General features: G+C 58.9%; 22 protein-coding genes and 1 tRNA gene. 15 read left to right on the forward strand and 8 right to left on the reverse strand.

What is annotated here, in order from left to right; genetic code table 11:
• Nucleotides 1-46: 46 nt before the first annotated feature.
• From GbCGDNIH8_RS05535 to mqo, 3 genes are all read left to right on the forward strand, one after another.
• Complete coding sequence (locus GbCGDNIH8_RS05535) at nucleotides 47-1,339, forward strand: threonine/serine exporter family protein (RefSeq protein WP_081368863.1); 1,293 nt, start codon at nucleotides 47-49, stop codon at nucleotides 1,337-1,339.
• Between the two features lie 81 nt (nucleotides 1,340-1,420).
• A complete protein-coding gene (locus GbCGDNIH8_RS05540) occupies nucleotides 1,421-1,825 on the forward strand; it encodes a cupin domain-containing protein (RefSeq protein ID WP_081368864.1) in 405 nt (134 codons plus the stop codon).
• Nucleotides 1,822-3,318: a malate dehydrogenase (quinone) gene (mqo, locus tag GbCGDNIH8_RS05545; protein WP_072572401.1), complete on the forward strand. Its 1,497-nt coding sequence runs from the start codon at nucleotides 1,822-1,824 to the stop codon at nucleotides 3,316-3,318. The genes GbCGDNIH8_RS05540 and mqo overlap by 4 nt, the downstream gene beginning before the upstream one ends.
• A 62-nt stretch (nucleotides 3,319-3,380) precedes the next feature.
• On the opposite strand, the gene GbCGDNIH8_RS05550 is transcribed toward mqo, so the two are convergent.
• Entirely contained in the window at nucleotides 3,381-4,154 is a 774-nt protein-coding gene (locus GbCGDNIH8_RS05550) for an SDR family oxidoreductase (RefSeq protein ID WP_072572402.1), read from the reverse strand.
• Between the two features lie 136 nt (nucleotides 4,155-4,290).
• Here GbCGDNIH8_RS05550 and GbCGDNIH8_RS05555 point away from each other — a divergent pair, with 136 nt between their 5' ends.
• Complete coding sequence (locus GbCGDNIH8_RS05555) at nucleotides 4,291-5,238, forward strand: LysR family transcriptional regulator (protein WP_072572403.1); 948 nt, start codon at nucleotides 4,291-4,293, stop codon at nucleotides 5,236-5,238.
• 109 nt (nucleotides 5,239-5,347) lie between these two features.
• On the opposite strand, the gene GbCGDNIH8_RS05560 is transcribed toward GbCGDNIH8_RS05555, so the two are convergent.
• A tRNA-Ser gene (locus GbCGDNIH8_RS05560) sits at nucleotides 5,348-5,437 on the reverse strand.
• A gap of 235 nt (nucleotides 5,438-5,672) precedes the next feature.
• On the opposite strand from GbCGDNIH8_RS05560, the gene GbCGDNIH8_RS05565 reads away from it, so the two are divergent.
• The 11 genes from GbCGDNIH8_RS05565 (at nucleotide 5,673) to GbCGDNIH8_RS05615 (ending at nucleotide 16,171) form a co-directional block, all read left to right on the forward strand.
• A complete protein-coding gene (locus GbCGDNIH8_RS05565; RefSeq protein ID WP_072572404.1) occupies nucleotides 5,673-6,683 on the forward strand; it encodes a lipid A deacylase LpxR family protein in 1,011 nt (336 codons plus the stop codon).
• An 89-nt stretch (nucleotides 6,684-6,772) separates the two neighbouring features.
• The gene (locus GbCGDNIH8_RS05570) at nucleotides 6,773-7,768 is read left to right on the forward strand and encodes a lytic murein transglycosylase (RefSeq protein ID WP_072572405.1); all 996 of its coding nucleotides are present in this window, start codon (nucleotides 6,773-6,775) and stop codon (nucleotides 7,766-7,768) included.
• Nucleotides 7,765-8,712 carry an SPOR domain-containing protein gene (locus tag GbCGDNIH8_RS05575; protein ID WP_081368865.1) on the forward strand — a complete coding sequence of 316 codons (948 nt, stop codon included), beginning with the start codon at nucleotides 7,765-7,767 and terminating at the stop codon, nucleotides 8,710-8,712. The genes GbCGDNIH8_RS05570 and GbCGDNIH8_RS05575 overlap by 4 nt, the downstream gene beginning before the upstream one ends.
• Nucleotides 8,713-8,716: 4 nt before the next feature.
• Entirely contained in the window at nucleotides 8,717-9,976 is a 1,260-nt protein-coding gene (locus GbCGDNIH8_RS05580; protein ID WP_072572406.1) for a D-alanyl-D-alanine carboxypeptidase family protein, read from the forward strand.
• Nucleotides 9,977-10,018: 42 nt separating this feature from the next.
• Nucleotides 10,019-10,642, forward strand: a complete 624-nt coding sequence (locus tag GbCGDNIH8_RS05585; RefSeq protein ID WP_072572407.1) for a TetR/AcrR family transcriptional regulator — start codon at nucleotides 10,019-10,021, stop codon at nucleotides 10,640-10,642.
• 69 nt (nucleotides 10,643-10,711) lie between these two features.
• Nucleotides 10,712-11,248: a DUF2852 domain-containing protein gene (locus tag GbCGDNIH8_RS05590; RefSeq protein WP_072572408.1), complete on the forward strand. Its 537-nt coding sequence runs from the start codon at nucleotides 10,712-10,714 to the stop codon at nucleotides 11,246-11,248.
• 105 nt (nucleotides 11,249-11,353) lie between these two features.
• Entirely contained in the window at nucleotides 11,354-12,043 is a 690-nt protein-coding gene (gene tmk, locus GbCGDNIH8_RS05595) for a dTMP kinase (protein ID WP_072572409.1), read from the forward strand.
• Complete coding sequence (locus GbCGDNIH8_RS05600) at nucleotides 12,040-13,068, forward strand: DNA polymerase III subunit delta' (RefSeq protein ID WP_072572410.1); 1,029 nt, start codon at nucleotides 12,040-12,042, stop codon at nucleotides 13,066-13,068. The genes tmk and GbCGDNIH8_RS05600 overlap by 4 nt, the downstream gene beginning before the upstream one ends.
• A complete protein-coding gene (metG, locus tag GbCGDNIH8_RS05605) occupies nucleotides 13,065-14,609 on the forward strand; it encodes a methionine--tRNA ligase (protein WP_072572411.1) in 1,545 nt (514 codons plus the stop codon). The genes GbCGDNIH8_RS05600 and metG overlap by 4 nt, the downstream gene beginning before the upstream one ends.
• 6 nt (nucleotides 14,610-14,615) lie before the next feature.
• A complete protein-coding gene (locus GbCGDNIH8_RS05610) occupies nucleotides 14,616-15,383 on the forward strand; it encodes a TatD family hydrolase (protein WP_072572412.1) in 768 nt (255 codons plus the stop codon).
• On the forward strand, nucleotides 15,383-16,171 hold the full coding sequence (locus GbCGDNIH8_RS05615; protein ID WP_072572413.1) for an MBL fold metallo-hydrolase: 789 nt from the start codon (nucleotides 15,383-15,385) through the stop codon (nucleotides 16,169-16,171). The genes GbCGDNIH8_RS05610 and GbCGDNIH8_RS05615 overlap by 1 nt, the downstream gene beginning before the upstream one ends.
• Nucleotides 16,172-16,188: 17 nt before the next feature.
• Here GbCGDNIH8_RS05615 and GbCGDNIH8_RS05620 read toward each other — a convergent pair whose 3' ends face one another.
• The 6 genes from GbCGDNIH8_RS05620 to efp all read right to left on the reverse strand — a co-directional run bounded on the left by GbCGDNIH8_RS05620 (nucleotide 16,189) and on the right by efp (nucleotide 21,665).
• Complete coding sequence (locus GbCGDNIH8_RS05620) at nucleotides 16,189-16,872, reverse strand: YoaK family protein (protein WP_011631787.1); 684 nt, start codon at nucleotides 16,870-16,872, stop codon at nucleotides 16,189-16,191.
• A 142-nt stretch (nucleotides 16,873-17,014) separates the two neighbouring features.
• Nucleotides 17,015-18,067 carry a peptidoglycan -binding protein gene (locus GbCGDNIH8_RS05625; protein ID WP_072572414.1) on the reverse strand — a complete coding sequence of 351 codons (1,053 nt, stop codon included), beginning with the start codon at nucleotides 18,065-18,067 and terminating at the stop codon, nucleotides 17,015-17,017.
• 1 nt (nucleotide 18,068) lies between these two features.
• Nucleotides 18,069-19,232 (reverse strand): flagellar motor protein MotA, encoded by a 1,164-nt coding sequence (locus GbCGDNIH8_RS05630; protein ID WP_072573675.1) that lies wholly within the window; start codon nucleotides 19,230-19,232, stop codon nucleotides 18,069-18,071.
• A gap of 35 nt (nucleotides 19,233-19,267) precedes the next feature.
• Nucleotides 19,268-20,098 carry an OmpA family protein gene (locus tag GbCGDNIH8_RS05635; RefSeq protein ID WP_072572415.1) on the reverse strand — a complete coding sequence of 277 codons (831 nt, stop codon included), beginning with the start codon at nucleotides 20,096-20,098 and terminating at the stop codon, nucleotides 19,268-19,270.
• 44 nt (nucleotides 20,099-20,142) lie between these two features.
• Nucleotides 20,143-20,976 carry an inositol monophosphatase family protein gene (locus GbCGDNIH8_RS05640; RefSeq protein ID WP_072572416.1) on the reverse strand — a complete coding sequence of 278 codons (834 nt, stop codon included), beginning with the start codon at nucleotides 20,974-20,976 and terminating at the stop codon, nucleotides 20,143-20,145.
• Nucleotides 20,977-21,101: 125 nt separating this feature from the next.
• Nucleotides 21,102-21,665: an elongation factor P gene (efp, locus tag GbCGDNIH8_RS05645; RefSeq protein WP_072572417.1), complete on the reverse strand. Its 564-nt coding sequence runs from the start codon at nucleotides 21,663-21,665 to the stop codon at nucleotides 21,102-21,104.
• Between the last annotated feature and the right edge of the window lie 52 nt (nucleotides 21,666-21,717).

Below are 21,717 nucleotides of genomic sequence, written 5' to 3' on the forward strand. Positions count from 1 at the left end.
AAGTCACGCTCCAAATTATTGTTAACAAAAACTTACAGGATACGCTTTGGCTGCTCACTCTGTCTGGAGAAAGAATAACATTCTGGACGATGGAAACGCGGATGCCACAGGATTGGTCGCTGATATCGCGACGATCGTGCATACGAATGGTCAGGAAAGCGAAGAGACAATCCAGTTGGTAACCCGCCTTGGCGCCAGTCTCGGTCAGGCGATGTCAGTCATCCCTCAATGGGGATTTCTGTTTCTGCGCAATTCATCCGCGATGAACAATTTTCATCCGCACATTCTGCCTGCTACGCCTGATGCCGTTATTATCGACAGGGTTGCTGCAGCCACTCAGGTGGCGGAGGCCCTGATTGAGGGGCGGCTTGATCCTGAAATCGCCCGGAAACAGCTTGCCAGAGCCAGAGAGTTGCCGGTTTCTCCGGATCATTTTTTTGCGCTCGCCTGTGCCATTGGGGCAGTCGCGCTTTCTGTTACATTCGGTATATCTCATTTCCTTTCTGTCACCCTGACAGGCTTCAGCGCAGGAACAGGTGCTTATCTGCGCCGTTTTATTGCCCGGACGGGGGGAAATGGTCTGGTGCAGAGCTTTTGCGCGGCCTTGCTGGCAGGCGTGATCGGTGCTGTTGCAACACGACTCAATCTGAGCTCGGAATTGCGTCTGATCGCGGTATGTCCGTGTATGGTGCTGGTTCCCGGACCGTTTCTTCTGAATGGAACACTCGACCTGCTGGGTGACCGGATGCCGCTGGGCATTGCGAGGCTGAGTTTTGCCGCGATGATTCTGCTGGCCATCAGTGCCGGGCTGCTGACCGGATTGTTCCTGTGTGGCGTCACCTTGCCGCCTATGCCTGCCGGTCGCGAAGTTGCCCTGTGGGTAACCGCTTTGGCCGGAGGAGTCGCAGCGGCCTGCTACAGTGTATTTTTCTCAATGCCTCTTCGTCTGCTGGGCTGGCCCGTCATCACAGCGATTGCGGCAGACACTGCCCGTTGGATCGCAATGGCCCTGTTAGGGGCAGGGCCAGTCATCGGCGCCAGCGTTGCGGGGTTTGTTGCCGCCATTGTGTTGATGCCGGTTACCAGACGCCATCATATTCCGTTTGCTGGAATTGGTTTTGCATCGTTGGTGTCACTAATGCCCGGTGTTTTTGTGTTCCGCATGTTTGCCGGGCTTCTGGCTTTGCAGCATGCTTCTTCCGCAGACATAACCACTCTGCTGGAGGGAACACTCACGGATGGATTGACGGCGTTTCTGGTGGTTGCTGCGATGACCGTTGCAATCGTGGTGCCGAAGCACACCTATGACGCATACCGGGCACGGCGCAGGGCGAGATGACGGACTGCGTTTTTTGTTCAAATGTCGTGTCATGCGACTTTGATTTTTATTATTTTATAAGCAGTTAAGTGAGGCAGCGATATGATCCGATGCGTCAGAATGTGGACCGGCCCGGATGGCAATTCACTCTTCGAGGAAGGTGTCGTCACTCTCACCGAGGGCGCGCGCGGCGATTTTGTGGGGCTCCCGATCAAGGCTAAATATATCTCTTTTCAGGAGACAAAGTCCGGTGGATCCTATGAATGGCATCAGGATCCGGTGCCTCGTTTTGTGATCACTCTTTCCGGTACGCTTGAATTTGAAACCAAATCCGGTGCGACCTTCACCATTCGCCCGGGCGATATTCTGCTGGCGCAGGATAACAGCGGCTCAGGCCATAAATGGCGGCTGATCGGGGATGATCCCTGGCGCCGGGCCTATGTGGTTTATGAAGAGTCAGAAGATCTCCGCTTTACTCCCGTGTCTCACAAGGAACCGGCTGCATGACGATCCCCGCGAACTCCCGCCCTGATATCGTCCTGATCGGCGCCGGTATCATGGGTGCAACCTTCGGCACCCTGCTGAAGGAACTGAACCCGTCCTACAGCATGATGATGTTCGAGCGCCTCAGTGATTGCGGACAGGAAAGCTCGCAATCATGGAACAATGCAGGCACAGGGCATGCCGCCAATTGCGAGCTGAATTATACGCCCCAGCGCCCTGACGGTACGGTGGAAATTACCCAGGCGCTCAAGGTCAATACAGAGTTCGATCTGTCACGCCAGCTTTGGTCCTATCTGGTGACGAAGGGAGCTATTCCTGATCCTCAGGCCTTTATCCATCCCTGCCCGCATATGAGCATGGTGTGGGGCGCTGAAAACGTCGCTTTTCTCAAGGCGCGTTTTCAGGCGATGTCTGCCCACCATTGCTATCATGGCATGGAGTATACGGAGGATGGGGCGCAGATCGAAAAATGGGCCCCTTTGACCATGGAGGGGCGTGATCCGGCCGAACCTGTCGCGGCAACGCGTATGATTACTGGCACCGATGTGGATTACGGCTCCCTGACTCATCTGCTTGTTGCTCATCTCAAGGCGCAGCCTGATTTCGACCTCCATTACAACACCGAGGTAGAGGGACTGGATCGGGAGCCGGATGGTCGCTGGCGCGTCACCTTCAAGGACGTCAATAGCGGGGAACGTCACTCTGTTTCCGCCGGTTTCGTCTTTATCGGTGCAGGCGGCGCTTCGATCGACCTGCTGCAAAAGTCGAATATTCCCGAAGGGAAGGGGTATGGCGGCTTCCCGGTCAGCGGTATCTGGCTGCGTTGCGATGTGGATGCGGTCACGCAGCGTCATCATGCAAAAGTGTACGGCAAAGCATCCAGCGGTTCTCCGCCCATGTCGGTGCCGCATCTGGATACGCGCGTCATTGATGGCAAGACGTCACTGCTGTTCGGACCCTATGCCGGTTTCTCGACAAAGTTCCTGAAGCATGGATCGCTGACTGATCTGTTCGGCTCGATTACCCTTCATAATATCGGACCATTGCTTGATGTCGGCCGTCATAACATAGAACTGACCGAGTATTTGATCGGGCAGGTTCTGCAGACGCATCATCATCAGTTCGAAATGCTCAAGGCCTTCTTCCCGAATGCAAAACGGGAGGACTGGAAAGAGGCAGTCGCCGGCCAGCGTGTGCAGGTGATCAAGCCTTATCCGGATGGCGGTGGTTTTCTGGAGTTCGGCACCGAAATCGTGCCTGCGGCGGATCATTCACTGGTGGCTTTGCTGGGAGCGTCTCCTGGTGCTTCCACGGCGGCGGCTATTGCTCTGGAAGTTCTGGAAGCCTGCTTTGCGGATCGTCTGACCGATGATGCGTGGCTGCCAACCCTCAAGCGGATTATCCCGACCTACGGGATTGATCTGCGTGAGGATGCTGAAGCCTGCCGCGCCAGCCGGGCTGCGACGGCTTCTGTTCTGAATATCGACAATATCTGATATGGCTGCTCCGGACAAACGGGATTTGTTTTGTCCGGAGCATGCCTATGCCCTGAATAATCCTACTTCGTCGTATAGCCGCCATTGACCAGAATGGTCTGGCCGGTCATCCACCAGCCATCCGAAACCATCAGCCGCACCCATGGTATGATATCCTCAAGGTCGGTCAGCCCAGTCTTGGAAAATTTTGAGAGAGCGGCTGCGGTTTTGTGATAGGCGACGGCATCCGCTCCTTCCGCCGGATAAAAGAACGGCGTGTCCATCGGCCCAGGCCCAATTGCGTTGACCGAGATACCGCGATCACCAAATTCCTTGGATGCGGCGCGGGTGAAATGCTCGACAGGCGCTTTCATGCCGGCATAGCTCGCATAAAACGGCGTGTAGGCACCAAGAAGGGAGGTCACAATCGTCAGGACCTTGCCGTTATCGTGAACGTGGCGGCCAGCCTGCTGAAGGAAGAAAAAAGCTGTTTTGGAATTGACGGCTGCCATCTCGTCATACTCCGCTTCATTGATCTCGAAGATTGGCTTTTTCAGCACCTTGCCAACTGTATTGATGGCGATATCAGGGCGTCCGATTGCGGCGACGGTGTCGGCAAACAGCTTTTCCATTGCAGAGGCAGAGGTCAGGTCCGCCTGAAAGGCAACCGCCTGTGCACCTGCTGCCTGAATGGCCGCGATGGTTGCATCAGCCTCTGTCTTCGTGCTGGTGCTGTTGTAATGAATGGCGATCGCCTTCGCCCCTTGCGCAGCAAGATCACGCGCGACCAGACCGCCAAGGTTTTTGGCGCCCCCGGTGATCAGAGCGGTTTTACCTTTGATAGAATGATCAGTCATGGAACGAGCCTCCTGCGATAGAGCAACGGGACAATGCCGTTACGTTCTGTTGGCTGACATTATCGTCTGGATATTCCGGATAAAGCCGTTCAATCTGACAGAACCTGTCAGATTAAACGAACAATGAGGCGCTCTTCTGGACCGTATTGATCTTTTTCATATTTTTGCGCGGGTTGTGGAGGCAGCGAGTTTTACACGCGCCGCAGACAGTCTCGGTATGCCCCGTTCATCGGTATCGGTGGCGGTGGCAGAGCTGGAAAAGCGGGTAGGGGCGAGGTTGCTTCATCGCACAACCCGCAAGGTCGTTCCCACCCAGGATGGGACGGTTTTCTACGAGCGATGCCTGCGCGTTGTTGCTGATGTCGAGGAAACCGAAGCCCTGTTCCGACAAGGCAGCGCCAGACCTTCCGGCAAGTTGCGTGTCGATGTTCCGGGAAGAATAGGCCGTCTGATTGTGGCACCTGCGCTGCCTGCATTTCTGGAGGCTTATCCCGTTATTGATATAATGCTTGGTGTTACGGATCGGGCCGTTGATCTCATCGAAGAAAGCGTCGACTGCGTGCTGCGCGTGGGCCCGTTGAGTGATTCCAGCCTGATCGCACGGACGATCGGCAGCCTGCCGCTGCTCAATGTCGCCAGCCCCGCCTATCTGGAGCGCCATGGTATACCGGAGGGGCTGGGCGATCTTGGCAATCATTGGATGGTGAACTATGCCTCACCTTCAAGCGGCAGAGTAGAGCCATGGGAATGGCTCGAAGGTGACGTGTCACGCACCTTCCCCATGCGAGGGCGCGTGACCGTCAACAGTGCCGAAGCCTCCATTGCCTGCTGCCTTGCCGGATTGGGGATGATCCAGATCCCGGCTTATGACGTGCGGCAGCATTTGGAGGCGGGTGAACTGGTGGAAATTCTGCCTGATTATCGCGCCGAACCGCTGCCGATGACCCTGCTTTATCCGCATCGCCAGCATCTTTCGCGGCGTGTGAAGGTTTTTGCGGATTGGCTGGAAGAGCTTTTGAGAAAAGCGATATTCCCGGTTGAGAAGGCAGATATCTTCAGCCGTATAACGGACAGAAAGGCTTAATGCGCATCGGCTGAACCCGCGCAGATTTGCTGCGGATCGGTACAAGGGTCTGGATCAGGGGGGCTGATTCATCAATGGTGAAGATTGAATGGAAAATGGGTGTGGCAATTGGCGGAGAGGGTGGGATTCGAACCCACGGTACGCTTGCACGTACGGCGGTTTTCAAGACCGCTGCCTTAAACCGCTCGGCCACCTCTCCGTTGAAGGCTCTCCTATCACAGGGTTGGGCTGTGGCAAAGGGTGGGAACGATGCTGAATTGCATCATGTCGGTTGAAACCGTCATTCCGTCTCTTTCCCATGCAACGAAGGATGGGCAGAATACGCTTCGGACTGTTATCTGCGTGATGTCATGGCCTGAACCCGTCATCCCCTTTCAGCCGTCGAAAGGCAGGCGGTCAGGGCGTCTGGGCCTGAGTAGTTTAAGGAAGATGGAATGACCGGTTGCACCAGAAGCGTGTGGGCGACAGTGGCTGTGGCAGGTGCTTTGGCAATGCCCGCCTTGTTCAGTGCTTCCGCCGCTCAGGCTACTCCGAAGCCGGATAATAGCTGGATCGTCAATGTCGACATCGAAAACGATGCCGTTGCCGGGACTGATCGTTACTATACCGCCGGTCAGCGGGTCAGCGTGGTCATGCCAAGTGACCTGACCCCCAAATGGGCATCCCGTGTTGGTCGCGCCCTGTGGGGTGACGGCATGCAGCGGATTGCCGTGGGCATTGACCAGTCGATCTTCACCCCGTCCAACACGCAGGTAACCAATCCGGACCCGCATGACCGGCCTTATGCTGCGACGCTGACCGCCAATTTCAATCTGATTCAGGACAAGGATAACAATCGCAGCATCCTTGGCCTCGCGCTGGGTGTGGCTGGGCCTTCGGCATTGGGGCGGCAGGTGCAGAACGGCTTCCATGACCTGATCGGTGATACCGAGAACAAGGGCTGGGGCTATCAGATTCATGATGAGCCGATTATCCAGTTTACCTCCGAGCGGACCTATCGTCTGCGGATGTATAAATTCTGGGGGCTGGAGACGGATGCCCTGCCATCCCTGACCTTTGGTGTCGGCAATCTGCGTGTATACGGTCAGACCGGCGTGCTGTTCCGCATCGGGCAGGGGCTTCAGAGCGATTTCGGTCCCAACCGGATCAGACCGGGCCTGACGGGTGGGGATGCTTACACCCCGACCGGACGCTTCGCCTGGTACATCTTTGCCGGTGGGGACGGGCAGGCTGTGGCTCATGACATGACGCTGGATGGCAATACCTGGCGCGACAGCCGTCATGTCTCCCGTCAGCCTTTCGTCGGGGAGCTGGAAGCCGGGCTGGCGATCATCGCCTACGGCATGAAGGTCAGCTACACCCATGTCGTTCAGACGCAGGAATTCCATGGGCAGCATGGTGGGCTGTTCCAGTTCGGTGTGTTCAATCTCTCAACGCGGTTCTGACGTCTGATTTTTAGTCCTTGACCTTTGCTTCCCCACTCTGGTGGCGAGGCAGAGGCGATGCGCTGCCTCCGTCCTGTGATAGGGCCAGTATGATGTCTATTCCCCGCCGCTCTTTTCTGTCTGCTCTCCCGGCTGCCGCGTGTCTCGGCGCAGCCAGTGAGGTTTTTCCCTCGAATCGGGCTGAAGCACAGGATTTCCGGGCTTTTATTGCTGGTGTAAGGGCAGAGGGCAGGCGGGCAGGCATCTCCGATGCGATTCTGGCACAGGCGCTGAACGGCCTTTCCCCCAATACGCGGGTGATCGAGCTGGACCGCAAACAGCCCGAATTCACCATGACCTGGGAGCGCTATCGCAGCACGCGCCTGTCGGAAAAACGCATTGCTGCCGGGCGCGAGCAGGCTGCCCGGAATGCACAGTTGTTGATGCAGGTGGAGAACGCATACGGTGTGGATCGCGGCGTTATCCTCGGCATCTGGGGGCTGGAGACCAATTACGGCGGGTTTCAGGGTGGCTTCAACGTCATTGAGGCAACAGCCACGCTCGCATGGGAAGGCCGCCGCGCTTCTTTTTTCCGGTCGGAGCTGATGGCGGCGCTGAAAATCCTGAATCATGGCGACATCACGATGCCACGCATGCAGGGAAGCTATGCCGGGGCCATGGGACAGCCGCAATTCATGCCGACCTCCTTCAACCGGTATGCGGTTGATTTCGATGGCGATGGTCGACGCAATATCTGGGACAGCGTGCCGGATGTGTTGGCCTCGATCGCCAATTATCTGCTCAAATCCGGCTGGCATCAGGGACAACCCTGGGGGACGCAGGCGATTGCCCCGGCGACGATCGATCCTTCTCTGACCGGGCGGCAAAACAGGCTGAGCCTTGCGGAATGGGCGCGGCTTGGCGTGACGCTTGGTAATGGGCAGAGGCTTCCGCCGTCTCCCCTCCCGGCCTCCCTGATTCTGCCGGATGGGCCGGGGGGCGAGGCTTTTCTTGCTTATCCGAATTTTAACGTGATTCGGCGCTATAATCCTTCCGACTTCTATGCCATTGCCGTGGGCATGATCGGGGATATGGTGATGGCGTGACGATACGGTCGGATCTGGAAAAGGTAGGCAAGGCTGCACTCTGGCGGAAGCTGTGCGTGTTCGGGAGTGTTGCGGGCCTTGCCGGTTGTATGCGTGGTCATGCCCCGCTGCCGATGCCGCATCTGACAGTTGGTGCACCCTATCAGGTCGGGGATGTCTGGTATTATCCGGCCGAGCAAGTCAGGCTGACCCAAACCGGTCTGGCGACGGTGGATACAGATACCTCCTCACGTCTGACAGCCGATGGTGAGCGCTATGATCCGCAGGCTCTGGCGGCAGCGCATCAGACGTTGCAACTGCCTGCCATCGTGCGGATCACCAATCTGGAAAACGGGCGGAGCCTGCGTCTGCGTGTCAATGATCGGGGACCGGCCTCGCCATCACGTCTGGTATCGTTGACGCCGCGGGCCGCTGCATTGCTGGGCATTCAGGGACCGACGAAAATTCGGCTGGATGTTGATGAAGCAGCATCAACCCAGTTGCTTGATCATTTCCGCCCCCCGGCGGATGGGGTGAAGATGCAGGCCGCGCCGCGGCAGGAGGTTGCGCAGGAAAGCTTGGCCCCTCCGTCCGGGGTATCCGGCTCTGCCGGTATTCAGTCCACGCCTGCCCGGACCATCCCTGATCAGGCAGAGAACAGCGCTGCCGATATTGGTCCGCTGCCGGAACAGGTGGAGCAGGGGGTTCCAAGCCCCGGTAATCTGTATATCAAGGCAGGGGTTTTTGGTGGTGTGCGGGCTGCCTCGATTCAGGCTTCCCGTCTGGGAGCGATGGGGGCGCGGGTTGAACGTGCCAGGGTGAACGGGCAGGAACGTGATACGGTTCTGATGGGGCCGTTCGCCACCATTGCCGAGGCGGACGCAGCGCTGGAGCGTGCTCTGGCGGCAGGCGTGCCTGATGCCCGCATTGTCGTTGCCACCGATAGCCGTCAGTTGATCGACTAGGAGTTTGCCAGACGTGTCCAGCTATCCTGATCTGTCCCGCCGCGCGATATTGGGTGGTTTTGCCGGTGCCGCCGTGATGGCAGGGAGCGTAGCCGAGGGATGGGCACGCGGCAAGGCTGGCACGACTCATCGTAAAAAAGACGCGGCCAAGGTGGCAGAGGCTGCGGCGGAACCGCAGGGATCACCTGCGAACACGCCGTTCGGTCCTTATGACACGGTGGCGAAATGGGCAATTGTGGTCGATTTCAATACGGGCGCAACCTTGTTGGACAAGGAGGCGGATGTGCAGATGCCGCCCTCCTCCATGACCAAGCTGATGACCGCCTATATCGTCTATGGCGAGCTGAAGGCCGGGAAGCTGCAACTGGATCAGATGCTGCCGGTCAGCGAGAAAGCATGGCGTCTGCAAGGCTCGAAAATGTTCGTGCCCTATCCGGGCAGCGTGAAGGTCGAGGATTTGATCCGCGGTATGATCGTGGATTCCGGTAATGATGCCTGCATCGTGCTGGCAGAGGGGATCGCCGGATCGGAGCAGCAATTCGTTGATCTGATGAACCAGAAAGCCAAGCTGCTGGGGCTGACGAACAGCAATTTCGAAAACTGTACCGGCATGCCTTCCGCCAACCACCATATGTCGGTGCGTGATATTGCGACGCTGGCGCGGCGTATCATTCAGGATTTCCCTGAATATTATCACTTTGATTCAGAAAAGACCTTTAAATACAACAATATCGAGCAGCAGAACCGCAATCCGCTGGTTCAGAAAGGCATCGCTGACGGGTTGAAAACCGGCCATACCGATGCGGGCGGCTATGGGGTGTGCGCCAGTGCGGAGCGCAACAAACGCCGCGTGATTCTGGTGGTGAATGGTCTGACAACCTCGCATCAGCGGGCATCGGAAAGCGAACGCCTGCTTGAATGGGCCTTCAGCCAGTTCGAGAATGTGACGCTGTTCACCGTAGGGGACACCATCGACAGCGCACCGGTTTATCTTGGCACCAGCAAGACCGTGCCGCTGGTGGGGGGCAAGGATCTGGTGGTGACGATGCCGCGCCAGTGGCAGAAAAAGGCAAAAATCTCCATTTCCTATGATGCTCCGGTGCGTGCACCGGTGACAAAGGGGGCTGAACTCGGAACCCTGACCATCAGTGGAGACGGTGTGCCAAATCTGACCGTACCTCTGCTGGCAGGTGCGGATGTGCCGCGTCTGGGTCTTCCGTCCCGTGCGATGGCGGTGCTGACCCATTATGTCACCGGAAGCTGATTTTTCCGCAGGCACGCCGGTGTTCGAGCGTGTCGGGCCGCGATGAGAGCGTATCATCACGGTAACCTGCGGGAGGCGCTGGTCAGCGTCGGGCTGGAGTTGATCGCCGAGCGAGGCAATACCGGCTTTACCAATGCCGAGATCGCTCGTGCCGTTGGGGTCAGCCCGGCGGCACCCTATCGCCATTTCCGGGACCGGAATGAGCTGATCGCCGAAATCGGCCGCCGTGGTTATGCTCTGTTCGAGGAAGCGTTGCTCACAGCCTGGAATGGCGGTCGACCGGACCCGGTCAGCGCCATAGAACAGTGCGGGCGGGCTTATCTGTCTTTCGCCCGTGAACACCGGGCTTACTATACCGCTATGTTTGAGCCGGGTTTTGCGCTGGAAGAAGTGCCGGCCCTGCTGACGGCGGCCGAAAGAGCTTTCGGCGTGATCCGCATGGCGACAGAGCATGCCTGCACCACATTGCCACGTGAAAAGCGGCCTCCGGCTTTGATGGTGGCGCTGCATATCTGGTCGATGGCGCATGGCATTGCGTCGCTTTTTGTCGGCAGACAGGACCATACGCGCCGTAAGCTGCCGATGACCGCGGAAGAGCTTCTTGAAGCGGGGTTGCTGATCTATCTCCAGTCGCTGGGTTTGCAGAATGGTGGGGGAGCCTCTTGAAATGCGGTTTTTCTTGCCTATTTATGTAAATGTGACTAACATTCACATAGAGACTGTCAGATGAGGGCCATGTCCATGTGGGCGGAACGGATTGACGTTTTCGGCAAGGCAGGCTGGCTTGCCGTGATAATTCTGGGGTTCATGCTGTGGTGGCCGTTCGGATTATTGGCGTTGGGGTTCCTGAGCGCGAGCGGTCGTCTCCATGCCTGGAAAACGGGCCACGCTGAAGGTGGCGGATGCGGTTGGAGTGGCCCATTCGCATATGGCTGTGCCAGCCAGACAACCGGAGAAGGCGTGAAAGAATTTTTCTCCCGTGCGTGGACGCAAAGGGGTTCGGGCCGGCAAAGGGGTTCGGGCCGAGGGAGTGCCCGTCAGACTGACAGCAGCGGCAATGAAGCGTTCGATGCCTATCGGGCGGAAACACTCCGCAGGCTGGAAGAAGAACAGCGCGAATTTCAGGACTATCTGCACCGCCTGCGTCAGGCTCGGGACAAGCAGGAATTTGACCAGTTCATGGCCGAGCAGCGTAACCGCCGTCAAACGAGCCCTGCTCAGGGCGACGAAACACAGTCAGCAGACGTCATTGAACATCCGCCTGCGCCATGATCTGTTCCTGATCTGATGGGTAAACGGCAAACGGGCGGCCCTCTGCAGGGCCGCCCGTTCTGATTTGTGCTTTCCTGCCGGGGGTTGCCAGTGCATATCAGGACCATGCCGAGTACAGACGCCCTGAATCGATTTTCATCCTCTTCCGGCCGTTTCATCACTCTGGAGGGCGGTGAGGGGGCGGGCAAATCCACCCAGACCCGCGCCATTGCGGAGGCGCTGGAGAGTCTGGGCATCAGAACCCTTGTCACCAGAGAACCGGGCGGTACGGAGGGGGCGGAGCAGCTTCGCTCCCTGCTGCTGTATGGCCCGGACTGGGATGGTCTGGCCGAGACCCTGCTGCATTTTGCGGCCCGTGCCCAGCATGTCGCCAGAACCATCCGGCCTGCGCTGGAACAGGGTATCTGGGTTCTGTGCGACCGGTATTATGATTCGACCATGGCTTATCAGGGATATTGCCAGGGTGCGGACAGGCAGCGGATTGCAGCATTGTCGGCATGGCTGGGACTGGACCCGGAGGTAACACTGGTGCTCGATGCGCCGGTCGAGGCATCGGTACAGCGGCTGGCTACACGCTCCGGCACCTTGACCGTGGCTGACCGTTACGAGCGTCTCGGGAGGCCGTTTTTTGAGCAGGTCCGCGCGGCTTTTCTGGATATCGCCGCGTCCAGCCCGCAGCGTTGCGTCGTACTGAACGGGATGCGTCCCCCTGCCGAGGTTACCCGTATGGCACTGGCCGCATTGGCGGAAAAGCTGGGTGATCCACGTCTGGCCTCTGCGGGGGGTGCTGCATGACGGAGCAAACGCCTCGTCAGACATCGCGGCTGTATGGCCATGAGTCGGCAGAAGCGACGCTTGCTGCCAGTGTCCGTTCAGGGCGGCTGCATCATGCCTGGCTGCTGACCGGTCCCGCCGGGATTGGCAAGGCGACGCTGGCCTACCGATTTGCCCGCTGGCTGTTGGCCGGAGCACCAGAGGGGGGAAGCTCACAGCAGGAGAGGAACGCGGATAGCCCGTTATGGCTGTCGCCGGATCACCCTGTTTTCAGGCGTGTGGCTGCCGACACCCATGCCGATCTGTTGAGCATTGAGGCTGGCTGGGATGAGCGCCGCAAGCGCCAGCGCACCGAAATCGTCGTTGATGACGTGCGGGAGATCGCATCCTTTCTGCATCTGACACCGGCGGAAGGCGGCTGGCGGGTCGTGATCGTCGATGGAGCCGATACGCTGAACCGTAATGCCGCCAATGCCCTGCTGAAAGTGCTGGAGGAGCCTCCACCAAGGGCGATCCTGTTGCTGAGTTGTTCTTCTCCCGGCAGGCTGTTGCCGACGATCCGCTCCCGCTGCCGCATGTTGCGGCTTCAGGCGCTGGAAGCGGCTCCTATGCAGGATGTTCTGGCCGCCCTGCTGCCTGATCTGGCGGCGGCTGAGCGCGATCTGCTGGCCGGGCTGTCGGAGGGTGCGCCGGGCCGGGCACTGCAACTGGCCAAGCAGGACGGGCTGGCCCTGTCCCGTCTGGCCGAGGATATTCTGCGCACGCCTCCCTCACTCAGCCATCGGCATGATCTGGCCGATATGCTGACAAAAGGGGACATGGCTTTTTCAACCTTCATGCTGCTGCTGCGCGCCATATTGGCCAGAATGGTGCGGCATGCGGGGCGCTCCGGCAGTGGGACGGATGAATTCCTTTGCCGTCGCCCACTTGATGCATGGAGCGACGTGTGGCACGCGCTGGGACGTCTTCAGGATGAGACCGAGCGTTTCCACCTGGATAAAAGGCAGGCGATATTCGCCGGCCTCAGCCTTCTGGACCCGTCATGAACACCCGTTACTATTGCACGACCCCGATCTACTACGTGAATGGTGCCCCGCATATCGGGCACGCCTATACCTGTGTCGCGACTGACGTTCTGGCCCGTTGGAAGCGGCTGGAGGGCAGGGAGGTGTTCTTTCTGACCGGCACGGACGAGCACGGCCAGAAGGTCGAGAAAGCGGCTGCCGATGCCGGGGTCGATCCCCAGACTTTCATCGACGGTATGGCCGATGGTTTCCGCGCTATGGCGGAGAAAATGAACACATCCCATGACCGGTTTATCCGCACCACCGAGCCTGACCACAAGAAGGCGGTTGCCGCCCTGTGGTCCCGGCTGGAGGAACGGGGAGAAATTTATCTCGGCAGCTATGAAGGTTGGTACGCGGTCCGTGACGAGGCTTTCTATGGCGAGGACGAACTCACACTGAAGCCCGACGGCAAACGCTATGCGCCGACCGGTGCGCCGGTGGAGCGGGTGACGGAGCCGAGCTATTTCTTCCGTCTTTCCCACTGGGGGGATGCGCTGCTCAGGCTGTATGAGGATCAGCCCGATTTCATTGCGCCGCAGGCCCGCCGGAACGAGGTGATCAGCTTCGTCAAACAGGGACTGACCGATCTTTCCATCAGCCGCACCAGCTTCTCCTGGGGCGTGCCGGTGCCGGGCGATGCAAAGCATGTCGTCTATGTCTGGCTGGATGCGCTGACCAATTATCTGACCGCTATTGGCTATCCTGATGAAACCTCACCCGCCTGGCCGTTCTGGCCGGCCGATCTTCATATGGTCGGCAAGGACATCCTGCGTTTCCACGCGATTTTCTGGCCAGCCTTCCTGATGGCTGCCGGTCTGCCTCTGCCGCGACGGGTGTTCGCCCATGGCTGGTGGACGGTCGAAGGCGAGAAAATGAGCAAATCCCTCGGCAATACGATCGAGCCGGGTGCACTGGTGGAGGAGTTCGGCCTCGATCCGGTCCGGTTTTTCCTGCTGCGGGAAGTGCCGTTCGGCAATGATGGCGATTTCAGCCGTCGCGCCATGATCGGGCGGATGAATACCGAACTGGCCAATGATCTCGGTAATCTGGCGCAGCGAACCCTGTCCCTGATCGCCCGGAACTGCGATGGCGCTTTGCCGGCGCGGGGGAAAGAGACCGAGGATGACGCCACCCTGCTGCGTGATGCGGCTTCCCTGCCCACGAAAATGGGCGCGCAGATCGACCGTCAGGCGTTTCATGAGGCGTTGGAGGAGGCATGGAAGGTCATCCGGGCCGCCAATGGCTATATCGACCGTCAGGCGCCCTGGGCGCTGAAAAAAACCGATCCGGACCGGATGCGGGATGTGTTGCGCGTTCTGGCCGATGCGCTGCGGATCATCGCCACCGTCATGCAGCCTTTCATGCCTGACAGCGCCGCCCGCATGCTGGTGCAGCTTGGTGTGCCGGAAGCTGCCGGTGAGCAGGTTCCGTTTGCTGCGCTGAAGACGCATCTGGCGGAGGGTACTGCCCTGCCTGCCCCTCAGGGTATCTTCCCCCGTTTTGTTGATGAGGCTGCTTGAGCCATTATGCTGATCGATAGCCATTGTCATCTGGATTACTTCGAGGCCGAGCTGCCCGATCTGCTGAGCCGTGCCCAAGCTGCCGGGGTCGGGGAGATGGTGACAATTTCCGTGCGCCTGTCGCAGACGCCATGGCTGATCGCCTGTGCGGAAGCGCATCCTGGGGTCTGGTGCACCATCGGCGTTCATCCCCAGCATGCTCATGAGGAGGCTATGCCGGAGGTCGCCGATCTGGTGGCCCTGACCCGCCATCCGAAAGTGGTGGGGATCGGTGAATCCGGCCTTGATTACTTCTATGACCGGGCTCCCGTGGATGTGCAGAAGGAAAGTTTCCGTCGGCATATCCATGCGGCGAGGGAAACCGGCCTGCCGCTCTGTATCCATGCGCGGGATGCGGATGATGATATTGCCAGCTTGCTGGAGGAAGAACACCGGAACGGGGCGTTCCCTTTTCTGCTGCATTGTTTCAGTTCCGGGCGTGGGCTGGCGGAACGGGCGGCTGCGATCGGTGGCTATTTCAGCCTGTCGGGTATCCTGACTTTTCCCAAATCGACCGAACTGCGTGCCATCGTGGCCGATCTGCCCTCTGATCGGCTGCTGCTGGAAACAGACTCACCCTACCTTGCTCCGGCACCCCATCGGGGCAAGCGCAATGAGCCTGCTTATATGGCCCGCACGGCGGAAACACTGGCTTCGGTGCGGTCAGTGTCTGTGGAGGAGATCGCAGCGCTGACCACGGCCAATTTCCGCCGTCTGTTTAAAAGAACGACATGATGCGCGTCGTCATGCTCGGCTGTGGAGGTTCTGCCGGTGTTCCCCAGCTCGGTGGTGAGGATGGCAGGGGGGATTGGGGAGCCTGCGACCCGGCCGAACCCAGAAACCGGCGTACACGCTCGTCCATCATCATTGAGCAGGATGGTCGACGCCTGCTGATCGATACCGGCCCCGATCTGCGGGCACAATTGCTGGCAACCGGTATCGCGAGCATTGATGCGGTGCTGTTTACCCATGCCCATGCCGACCACATTACCGGGCTGGATGATGTCCGCATCCTGAACCGCCTGACCGGGAAGCCCATCGACGCTTACGCCAGCACAAAAACGATGGAGGAACTGGCGCTTCGCTTCGATTATGCATTTCGCCCGTGGAAGCCACCGGGATTTTATCGCCCCGTACTGGTGCCACATCAGGTGGAGGCCGGACAGGATCTCACTATTGCCGGGTTTCCTGTGACCCTGCTCGATCAGGATCACGGCTATGCGCGTTCTCTGGGGATTCGGGTAGGCCGGTTCGCATACTCGACCGATGTCGTGGCCATGGAACCGGAGGTTCTGGACCGGTTGCAAGGCATCGACACCTGGGTCGTCGGCTGTTTTCAGCGGCAGAAGCATGCAACGCATGCCCATATCGCTCTGGTCGCTCAATGGGCGGCGCGGATCGGGGTCAGGCGTACCGTGCTGACCCATATGGGCTATGATCTCGACTGGGGATGGATGCAGGCCAATCTGCCCCCGGGTCTTGAACCAGGTTTCGACGGGATGGAGATCCATCCCGCCTCCTGAACCCTGTCGGCAGGGATTTAACCGAAGCGGCGCTGCCAGGCGCGGGGAATCAGCACCGTTGTCGTGGTCAGGATGAGGGATACAGCGAAGCACGCCCAAAGACCATGGCGCCCATAATGTTCCTGAAGTGCCGCGCCGATGGTGGCCCCGACCACCAGACCGCCCCATGGGACGATCTGGGCCAGCCAGTCCAGATTCCGATCGCCCATCATGAAGCGTCCCAGCCCGCGCCCGAATTTTGACAATGCGCCGCTGACGTAAGTCAGCGCCAGAGCAACTCCTTCGACATTATCAACCACATTGTTGAGCGCGCCCATAGCGATGACCGCGCAAACCAGAGAAGGTGTGCCCATCTCATCACCCGGCCAGCCTGCCGCGATGCACAGCAGGGTGCTGATGAACAGCATTAGTACTGGAATCCGCAGGCGGCGCGTGGAGTAGCTCAGCATCATACCGAGGGCATTACCGACCACAAACATGGCGATGACCAGAGCAAGACGCTCGAACCGCTCAATATTTTCCAGACTGAGCGCCACCCCCATCCGGGTGGTATTGCCGCTCATGAACGACATGAATTCATCGACCGACAGAAAGCCGATGGCATCCGTCATGCCAGCGAGCATGGAGAGGCTGAAGACAAGTATAAAACCGACTGTGGCACGCATGATGCGTACGACGCGTGGCGTAAGAGCGAATGGCATAAAAATGGCTCCGAAAGGCGTTAATCCGTGGTTTCAGACAGTCTTCCTGCCATTGAACGGCCGGGATATACGGGTAACGCCTGAAGAAAGAATGGCGCTCAGGTAACAAAGTATGTCGCGCCGCGTTTTTTGCCTGATCGGATCAGCGATCCGTCAGACGCAATTCGATTCGCCGGTTTTTTGCCAGATCCGCTTCGCTATTTCCCTGGGAGACAGGTTGATAATCCGCGAAGGCGTCAGCCGAGACATGGTTGCCGGGGACACCCTGTTCGATCAGCAGCCGGGCTACATTGATAGCGCGTTGAGCGGATAGCTCCCAATTGGAAGCGAATTTGCCATTGACCATTTTCTGCCGATCAGCATGCCCATCTACCCGCAGCAGCCAGTTGACGTTGGACGGAAATTTTTTTGACAGTTGGATCAGCGCGGCGGCGATATCCTTCACCTGCTGGCGCCCTTGCTCAGTCAGATCGGCACTGCCGGATGGAAACAGGACATCACTCTGAAACACGAAACGGTCGCCCACCACCTGAATCCCAGGCCGTCCGGCGAGGACCTCCCGCAACTTGCCGAAGAACTCACTGCGGTATTTTTTCAGCTCCTCGACTTTCTCGGCCAACGCGACATTCAGGCGCATACCAAGATCGGCGATGGTGCGGTCTTTGGATTGGGACTCTTTCTCCGATGCATCCAGTGCCGACTGCACGGCGGCAAGTTGGTGGCGAATGGCTTCCAGATCGTCACGCAGCCTGTCCAGCGCGGTATCCTTGCTGTGGATGGTCTGGTCCAGTTCAGCAAGCTTTGCCTCGGCGCGTTTTACATCCTGATCACGACCGGCAAGCTGGCTTTCCAGACGGGATTTCTGTTCGGCCAGTACGCCGGTCTGTGTCCTCAGACGGGCAATATCGGCTTCCTTTCCGGCTACTTCATTGCGTAACTGTTCAAGAGATTGCGCAAGCTGCGTGCTGTGTTGCTGCTCCAGCGCGAATTGACGAGAAATGATTGCCAGTTGCCTGTTCAGCTCATCCAGCCTGTGTTCCTTGCCGGCCAGCGTGTAGGACAGAAAAGCCTGTGCCAGCACAAAGACCAGCAGCACAAAGATGATGACCATCAGCAGGGTAGACAGGGCATCTACATAGCCAGGCCAGACATGCAGGTTTTCACCACTGGTGTTGCGCCGCCGGGAAAGCGCCATCTCAGCCCTGCGCGTCGTCTGCCAGCGCGCCGACTGTGCGGGTCAGGATGCGCAGATCGTTGCGGAGTTCGGCGGTGGATTGAATGCGGCCCTGTTCGGCCTCGGTAATCTGACGCTGCAACAGTGTTTCGACAGCACGCATATGAGTTTGCAGCAGTTCAGACAGGCTGCGCTCTTCATCGTATCGCTCGTTCAGAGTGCGCAGGACCGGGGTAAGCTGAGTCTGGGCTTCTGCAATTTTGACCATCACCTGCTGGCCGGTTCGCACTGTGTCGGAGAGTGATCCGATCCGCTCGGTCAAAGCAAGCAGTGCCTGATGAGAAGCCTGACGATTTTCCTCTCCGCGTGCAAGAATCTGTTGAAGCCGTTCCATGTTTTCGGCGGTCTGTTCCAGCAGGGCCTGTACATAGACCGGCACGCTGCCTTCACCATCCGTCCCCAGCGCGCCGGAGGAAAGGCGGGTCAACCCGGCCAGCCATTCTTCCAGCTCATTGAAGAAGCGATTCTGGGCCTGTCCGGCGGTCAGATCCAGAAAGCCCAGCACCAGTGCGCCGGACAGGCCGAACATGCTGGCGGAGAATGCGGTGCCCATTCCGGCGATCGGGCGGGCCAGTCCGGATTTCAGTTGCTCGAACATCATGTTCACATCACCGGATCCATTGACGGACATCCCGGAGATAACGTCACTGACCCCGCCAATGGTGCGTAACAGTCCCCAGAACGTGCCCAGCAACCCGAGGAAAATCAGCAATCCGGTCATATAGCGGGACAGTTCCCGGCTTTCATCCAGACGGCTGGCAATCGTATCGAGCACCGATCGCATCGCTGAGGCCGAGAGGGTAAAGCGTTTTTCTCCCGGGCGTGTGGTGCTGGCGGCCCGGGTCACCAGCATGCTGGCCATGGGGGCGAGCAGACGGGGCTGGCTGGCGCTGTCCGGTGCCTGATCCCGCCGGAAGGAGATCAGCCAGCGTACTTCCGGTTCCAGCCGGGTCACCTGCCGGATGTTCCAGATAATGCCGAGCAGAAGGATCAGCAGGATCAGCCCGTTCAGATACGGATTATGCAGAAAGATCGGCTTCAGCGCCGGTTCCAGCGCAACGGCAATTCCGCCGACAGCCGCAAGAAACGCAAGCATCCGGAGAAGATACGCAACCGGCCTGACCATATTGGAAGCACGTGTCGAGCTGGTCGCGAGGCTCATTATGGGTGTCCTTGCGCCTGGGGAGTTTGCTCTGACGGCTTGATTTCAGGTTTGGCGTCGGATTGAGAGGGCGCCTTGCTCGCCTGTGTTCGGATAATATCGGCTCTGTCCGCAGGTCCGTTGCCGATATTGCTGCCGAGAGCGCGAACAAAAATCTTGGTTGAGGGCATACCGGCCGCAATCAGGGCACTTCTGATGGTCAGGGCGCGGGACAGGGACAGGCGGCGTGCGGTTGAAGGGTCGTCAGTGGTGCCGGGCGCATAAGCGAGGATAGTAACGCTTTCGTTCGACAACTTGCTGACGTCCCGGGCAGCTTCCCGCAAGGCGTCATTGGTGGCCGGGCTGATATCGGAACGCCCTGTACCAAACATGACCCTCAATCCTTCACCGGTCGTGGACAGTCCCCCCGGTGCATTTGCAGTCACGACAGGTGGTGGCACGGGGGGAGAGGTGTGGTCGGGCGCGGAAGGCAGGGGCGGGGCAATAACGGGTGCAACAGGGGGCGTTGCGGGCATTTTCACCGGGGGCGCCGGGGGTGTTGCCGGTTTTTTAGCCTCTTCTTCTTTTGGAGAAGCCTTTTTGCCGGATGTGGCCTTGTGTTTCTTGCTGTTGTTGGCGTGTGACGAATGCCTGGGGGCTGCTTTACCGGTCTGCTGCTGCGTCACGGGCTTGCCGTCCAACTGATCCAGAGCACGCGTATCGACCTGCGCTTCAGCGTGCGCTTCATGCAAAGGTGCCGCCACACCCATTCCGAGCATGACCGTCAGCATGGTCCGGCAGGCACTGGAGAAAAAGGAATACGGCATCATGCGCTTCATGGCGGTATTCATATCCTGCCCTCCAGACCAGACTCAATCCATGGAACAGAGATGAATCAACTTGTGCGGGATGCGGCGACCCCATCCTGGACGATATCAAGCAGTTTGGAATGCAGATGGCCGTTGCTGGCCACGACATCCCCGGTCTGGAGCGGATCGGCACCGGATGGATCGACGGCATAGCCACCCGCCTCACGTACCAGCAGCAGTCCGGCGGCTACATCCCAAGGTTTCAACCCCAGCTCCCAGAATCCATCATAGCGCCCTGCCGCAACCCAGGCGAGATCAAGTGCGGCCGAGCCGAAGCGGCGGATCCCGGCCACCTGCGGCATCAATGTGCCGAGTGTGCGGGCAAAAGCCAGACGACGCGGGGCGCTGACGGCCGCAAAAGGAATGCCGGTGGCAAACACTGCATCGTGCAGTTCACGGCGTGCGGAGACCCGCAGGCGACGTTCGTTCAGAAAGGCGCCAGAGCCTTTTTCAGCCCAGAACATTTCATCGACTGCGGGAGAATACACCACAGCGGCGGCCAGTTCGGTGTTTCCATCGGGAAGACGCCGTTCCAGCCCGATGCTGATGGCCCAGTGCGGAATGCCGTGCAGGAAATTCGTGGTTCCGTCCAGCGGATCGACCACCCAGCGCCATGTCCAGTTATCGCCACCGGACGCACCGCTTTCTTCCATCAACAGGGCGTAACCGGGGCGTGCCTTGGTCAGATCGTCCCGGATCGACTGTTCCGAGCGCAGATCAGCCTGGGAGACGAAGTCCGACGGGCCCTTCACGCTGACCTGTAACTGCTCCACCTCGTTGAAATCGCGCAGCAGCCGCTTGGCAGCACGCTGGGCCGCATTCTGCATGACGGTCATATGAGGGGACAGGCGTAGGGCCATGATGCGTTGGCGCTCCGGGCGGAGGAAAAAACAAACTCAGGATGACTCGATACGCCACCGCGCCGTGCCTGGAAAGCGTCGGCGCGGCGGGACCGGCATCATCACGCAGTCATGCAGTGCGGATATTACTTCGCACGTTCCACATAGGTGGAGTCTTCAGTACGGACCACGATGCGCTCGCCGGCCTCGATAAAGGGCGGGACCATGACGCGCACACCGTTCGACAGCTTGGCGGGCTTGTAGGAAGAAGACGCGGTCTGACCCTTTACCACCGGATCGGCTTCCACGATTTCCAGCGTAACCTGGGCAGGCAGGTGGATGGCCACCGGATCGCCTTCGACGAGATCAACCGTTACCTGCATGTTGTCCTGCAGGAAGGCCACTGCGTCACCCAGAATCTCGGTGGGGATCAGCGCCTGTTCAAAGGTTTCAGGGTCCATCAGAACCAGATTGTCACCATCGGTATAGGAATAGGTGTAATCCTTTTCCTCGGTCATCAGACGTTCGACCGTATCGGCGGTGCGCCAGCGTTCGTTGGTCTTGTTGCCGGTTTTCAGATCGCGCATTTCCACCTGAATGAAGGCACCACCTTTGCCGGGGGTGATGATCTGCTGCTTCAGGACGGTCCAGCGGCGTCCGTCATGCTCGATCACCTGACCGGCACGAATCAGGTTTGCCTGCTGCTTCATGGCATTAAACTCTCGGGTGGATGTAGACGAGTGTCCGGGACGGAAATATCCC

This window comes from Granulibacter bethesdensis, from assembly GCF_001889545.1.
Classification (GTDB): Bacteria; Pseudomonadota; Alphaproteobacteria; order Acetobacterales; family Acetobacteraceae; genus Granulibacter; species Granulibacter bethesdensis_B.

Bases quoted from the DNA above. Each gene is read 5' to 3' on its own strand.
- GbCGDNIH8_RS05540 (WP_081368864.1), top strand. From the start codon at position 1,421: ATGATCCGATGCGTCAGAATGTGGACCGGCCCGGATGGCAATTCACTC.
- mqo (WP_072572401.1), top strand. From the start codon at position 1,822: ATGACGATCCCCGCGAACTCCCGCCCTGATATCGTCCTGATCGGCGCC.
- GbCGDNIH8_RS05550 (WP_072572402.1), bottom strand. From the start codon at position 4,154: ATGACTGATCATTCTATCAAAGGTAAAACCGCTCTGATCACCGGGGGC.
- GbCGDNIH8_RS05565 (WP_072572404.1), top strand. From the start codon at position 5,673: ATGACCGGTTGCACCAGAAGCGTGTGGGCGACAGTGGCTGTGGCAGGT.
- GbCGDNIH8_RS05570 (WP_072572405.1), top strand. From the start codon at position 6,773: ATGATGTCTATTCCCCGCCGCTCTTTTCTGTCTGCTCTCCCGGCTGCC.
- GbCGDNIH8_RS05585 (WP_072572407.1), top strand. From the start codon at position 10,019: ATGAGAGCGTATCATCACGGTAACCTGCGGGAGGCGCTGGTCAGCGTC.
- GbCGDNIH8_RS05590 (WP_072572408.1), top strand. From the start codon at position 10,712: ATGTCCATGTGGGCGGAACGGATTGACGTTTTCGGCAAGGCAGGCTGG.
- tmk (WP_072572409.1), top strand. From the start codon at position 11,354: ATGCCGAGTACAGACGCCCTGAATCGATTTTCATCCTCTTCCGGCCGT.
- GbCGDNIH8_RS05600 (WP_072572410.1), top strand. From the start codon at position 12,040: ATGACGGAGCAAACGCCTCGTCAGACATCGCGGCTGTATGGCCATGAG.
- metG (WP_072572411.1), top strand. From the start codon at position 13,065: ATGAACACCCGTTACTATTGCACGACCCCGATCTACTACGTGAATGGT.
- GbCGDNIH8_RS05610 (WP_072572412.1), top strand. From the start codon at position 14,616: ATGCTGATCGATAGCCATTGTCATCTGGATTACTTCGAGGCCGAGCTG.
- GbCGDNIH8_RS05615 (WP_072572413.1), top strand. From the start codon at position 15,383: ATGCGCGTCGTCATGCTCGGCTGTGGAGGTTCTGCCGGTGTTCCCCAG.
- GbCGDNIH8_RS05620 (WP_011631787.1), bottom strand. From the start codon at position 16,872: ATGCCATTCGCTCTTACGCCACGCGTCGTACGCATCATGCGTGCCACA.
- GbCGDNIH8_RS05625 (WP_072572414.1), bottom strand. From the start codon at position 18,067: ATGGCGCTTTCCCGGCGGCGCAACACCAGTGGTGAAAACCTGCATGTC.
- GbCGDNIH8_RS05630 (WP_072573675.1), bottom strand. From the start codon at position 19,232: ATGGTCAGGCCGGTTGCGTATCTTCTCCGGATGCTTGCGTTTCTTGCG.
- GbCGDNIH8_RS05635 (WP_072572415.1), bottom strand. From the start codon at position 20,098: ATGAATACCGCCATGAAGCGCATGATGCCGTATTCCTTTTTCTCCAGT.
- GbCGDNIH8_RS05640 (WP_072572416.1), bottom strand. From the start codon at position 20,976: ATGGCCCTACGCCTGTCCCCTCATATGACCGTCATGCAGAATGCGGCC.
- efp (WP_072572417.1), bottom strand. From the start codon at position 21,665: ATGAAGCAGCAGGCAAACCTGATTCGTGCCGGTCAGGTGATCGAGCAT.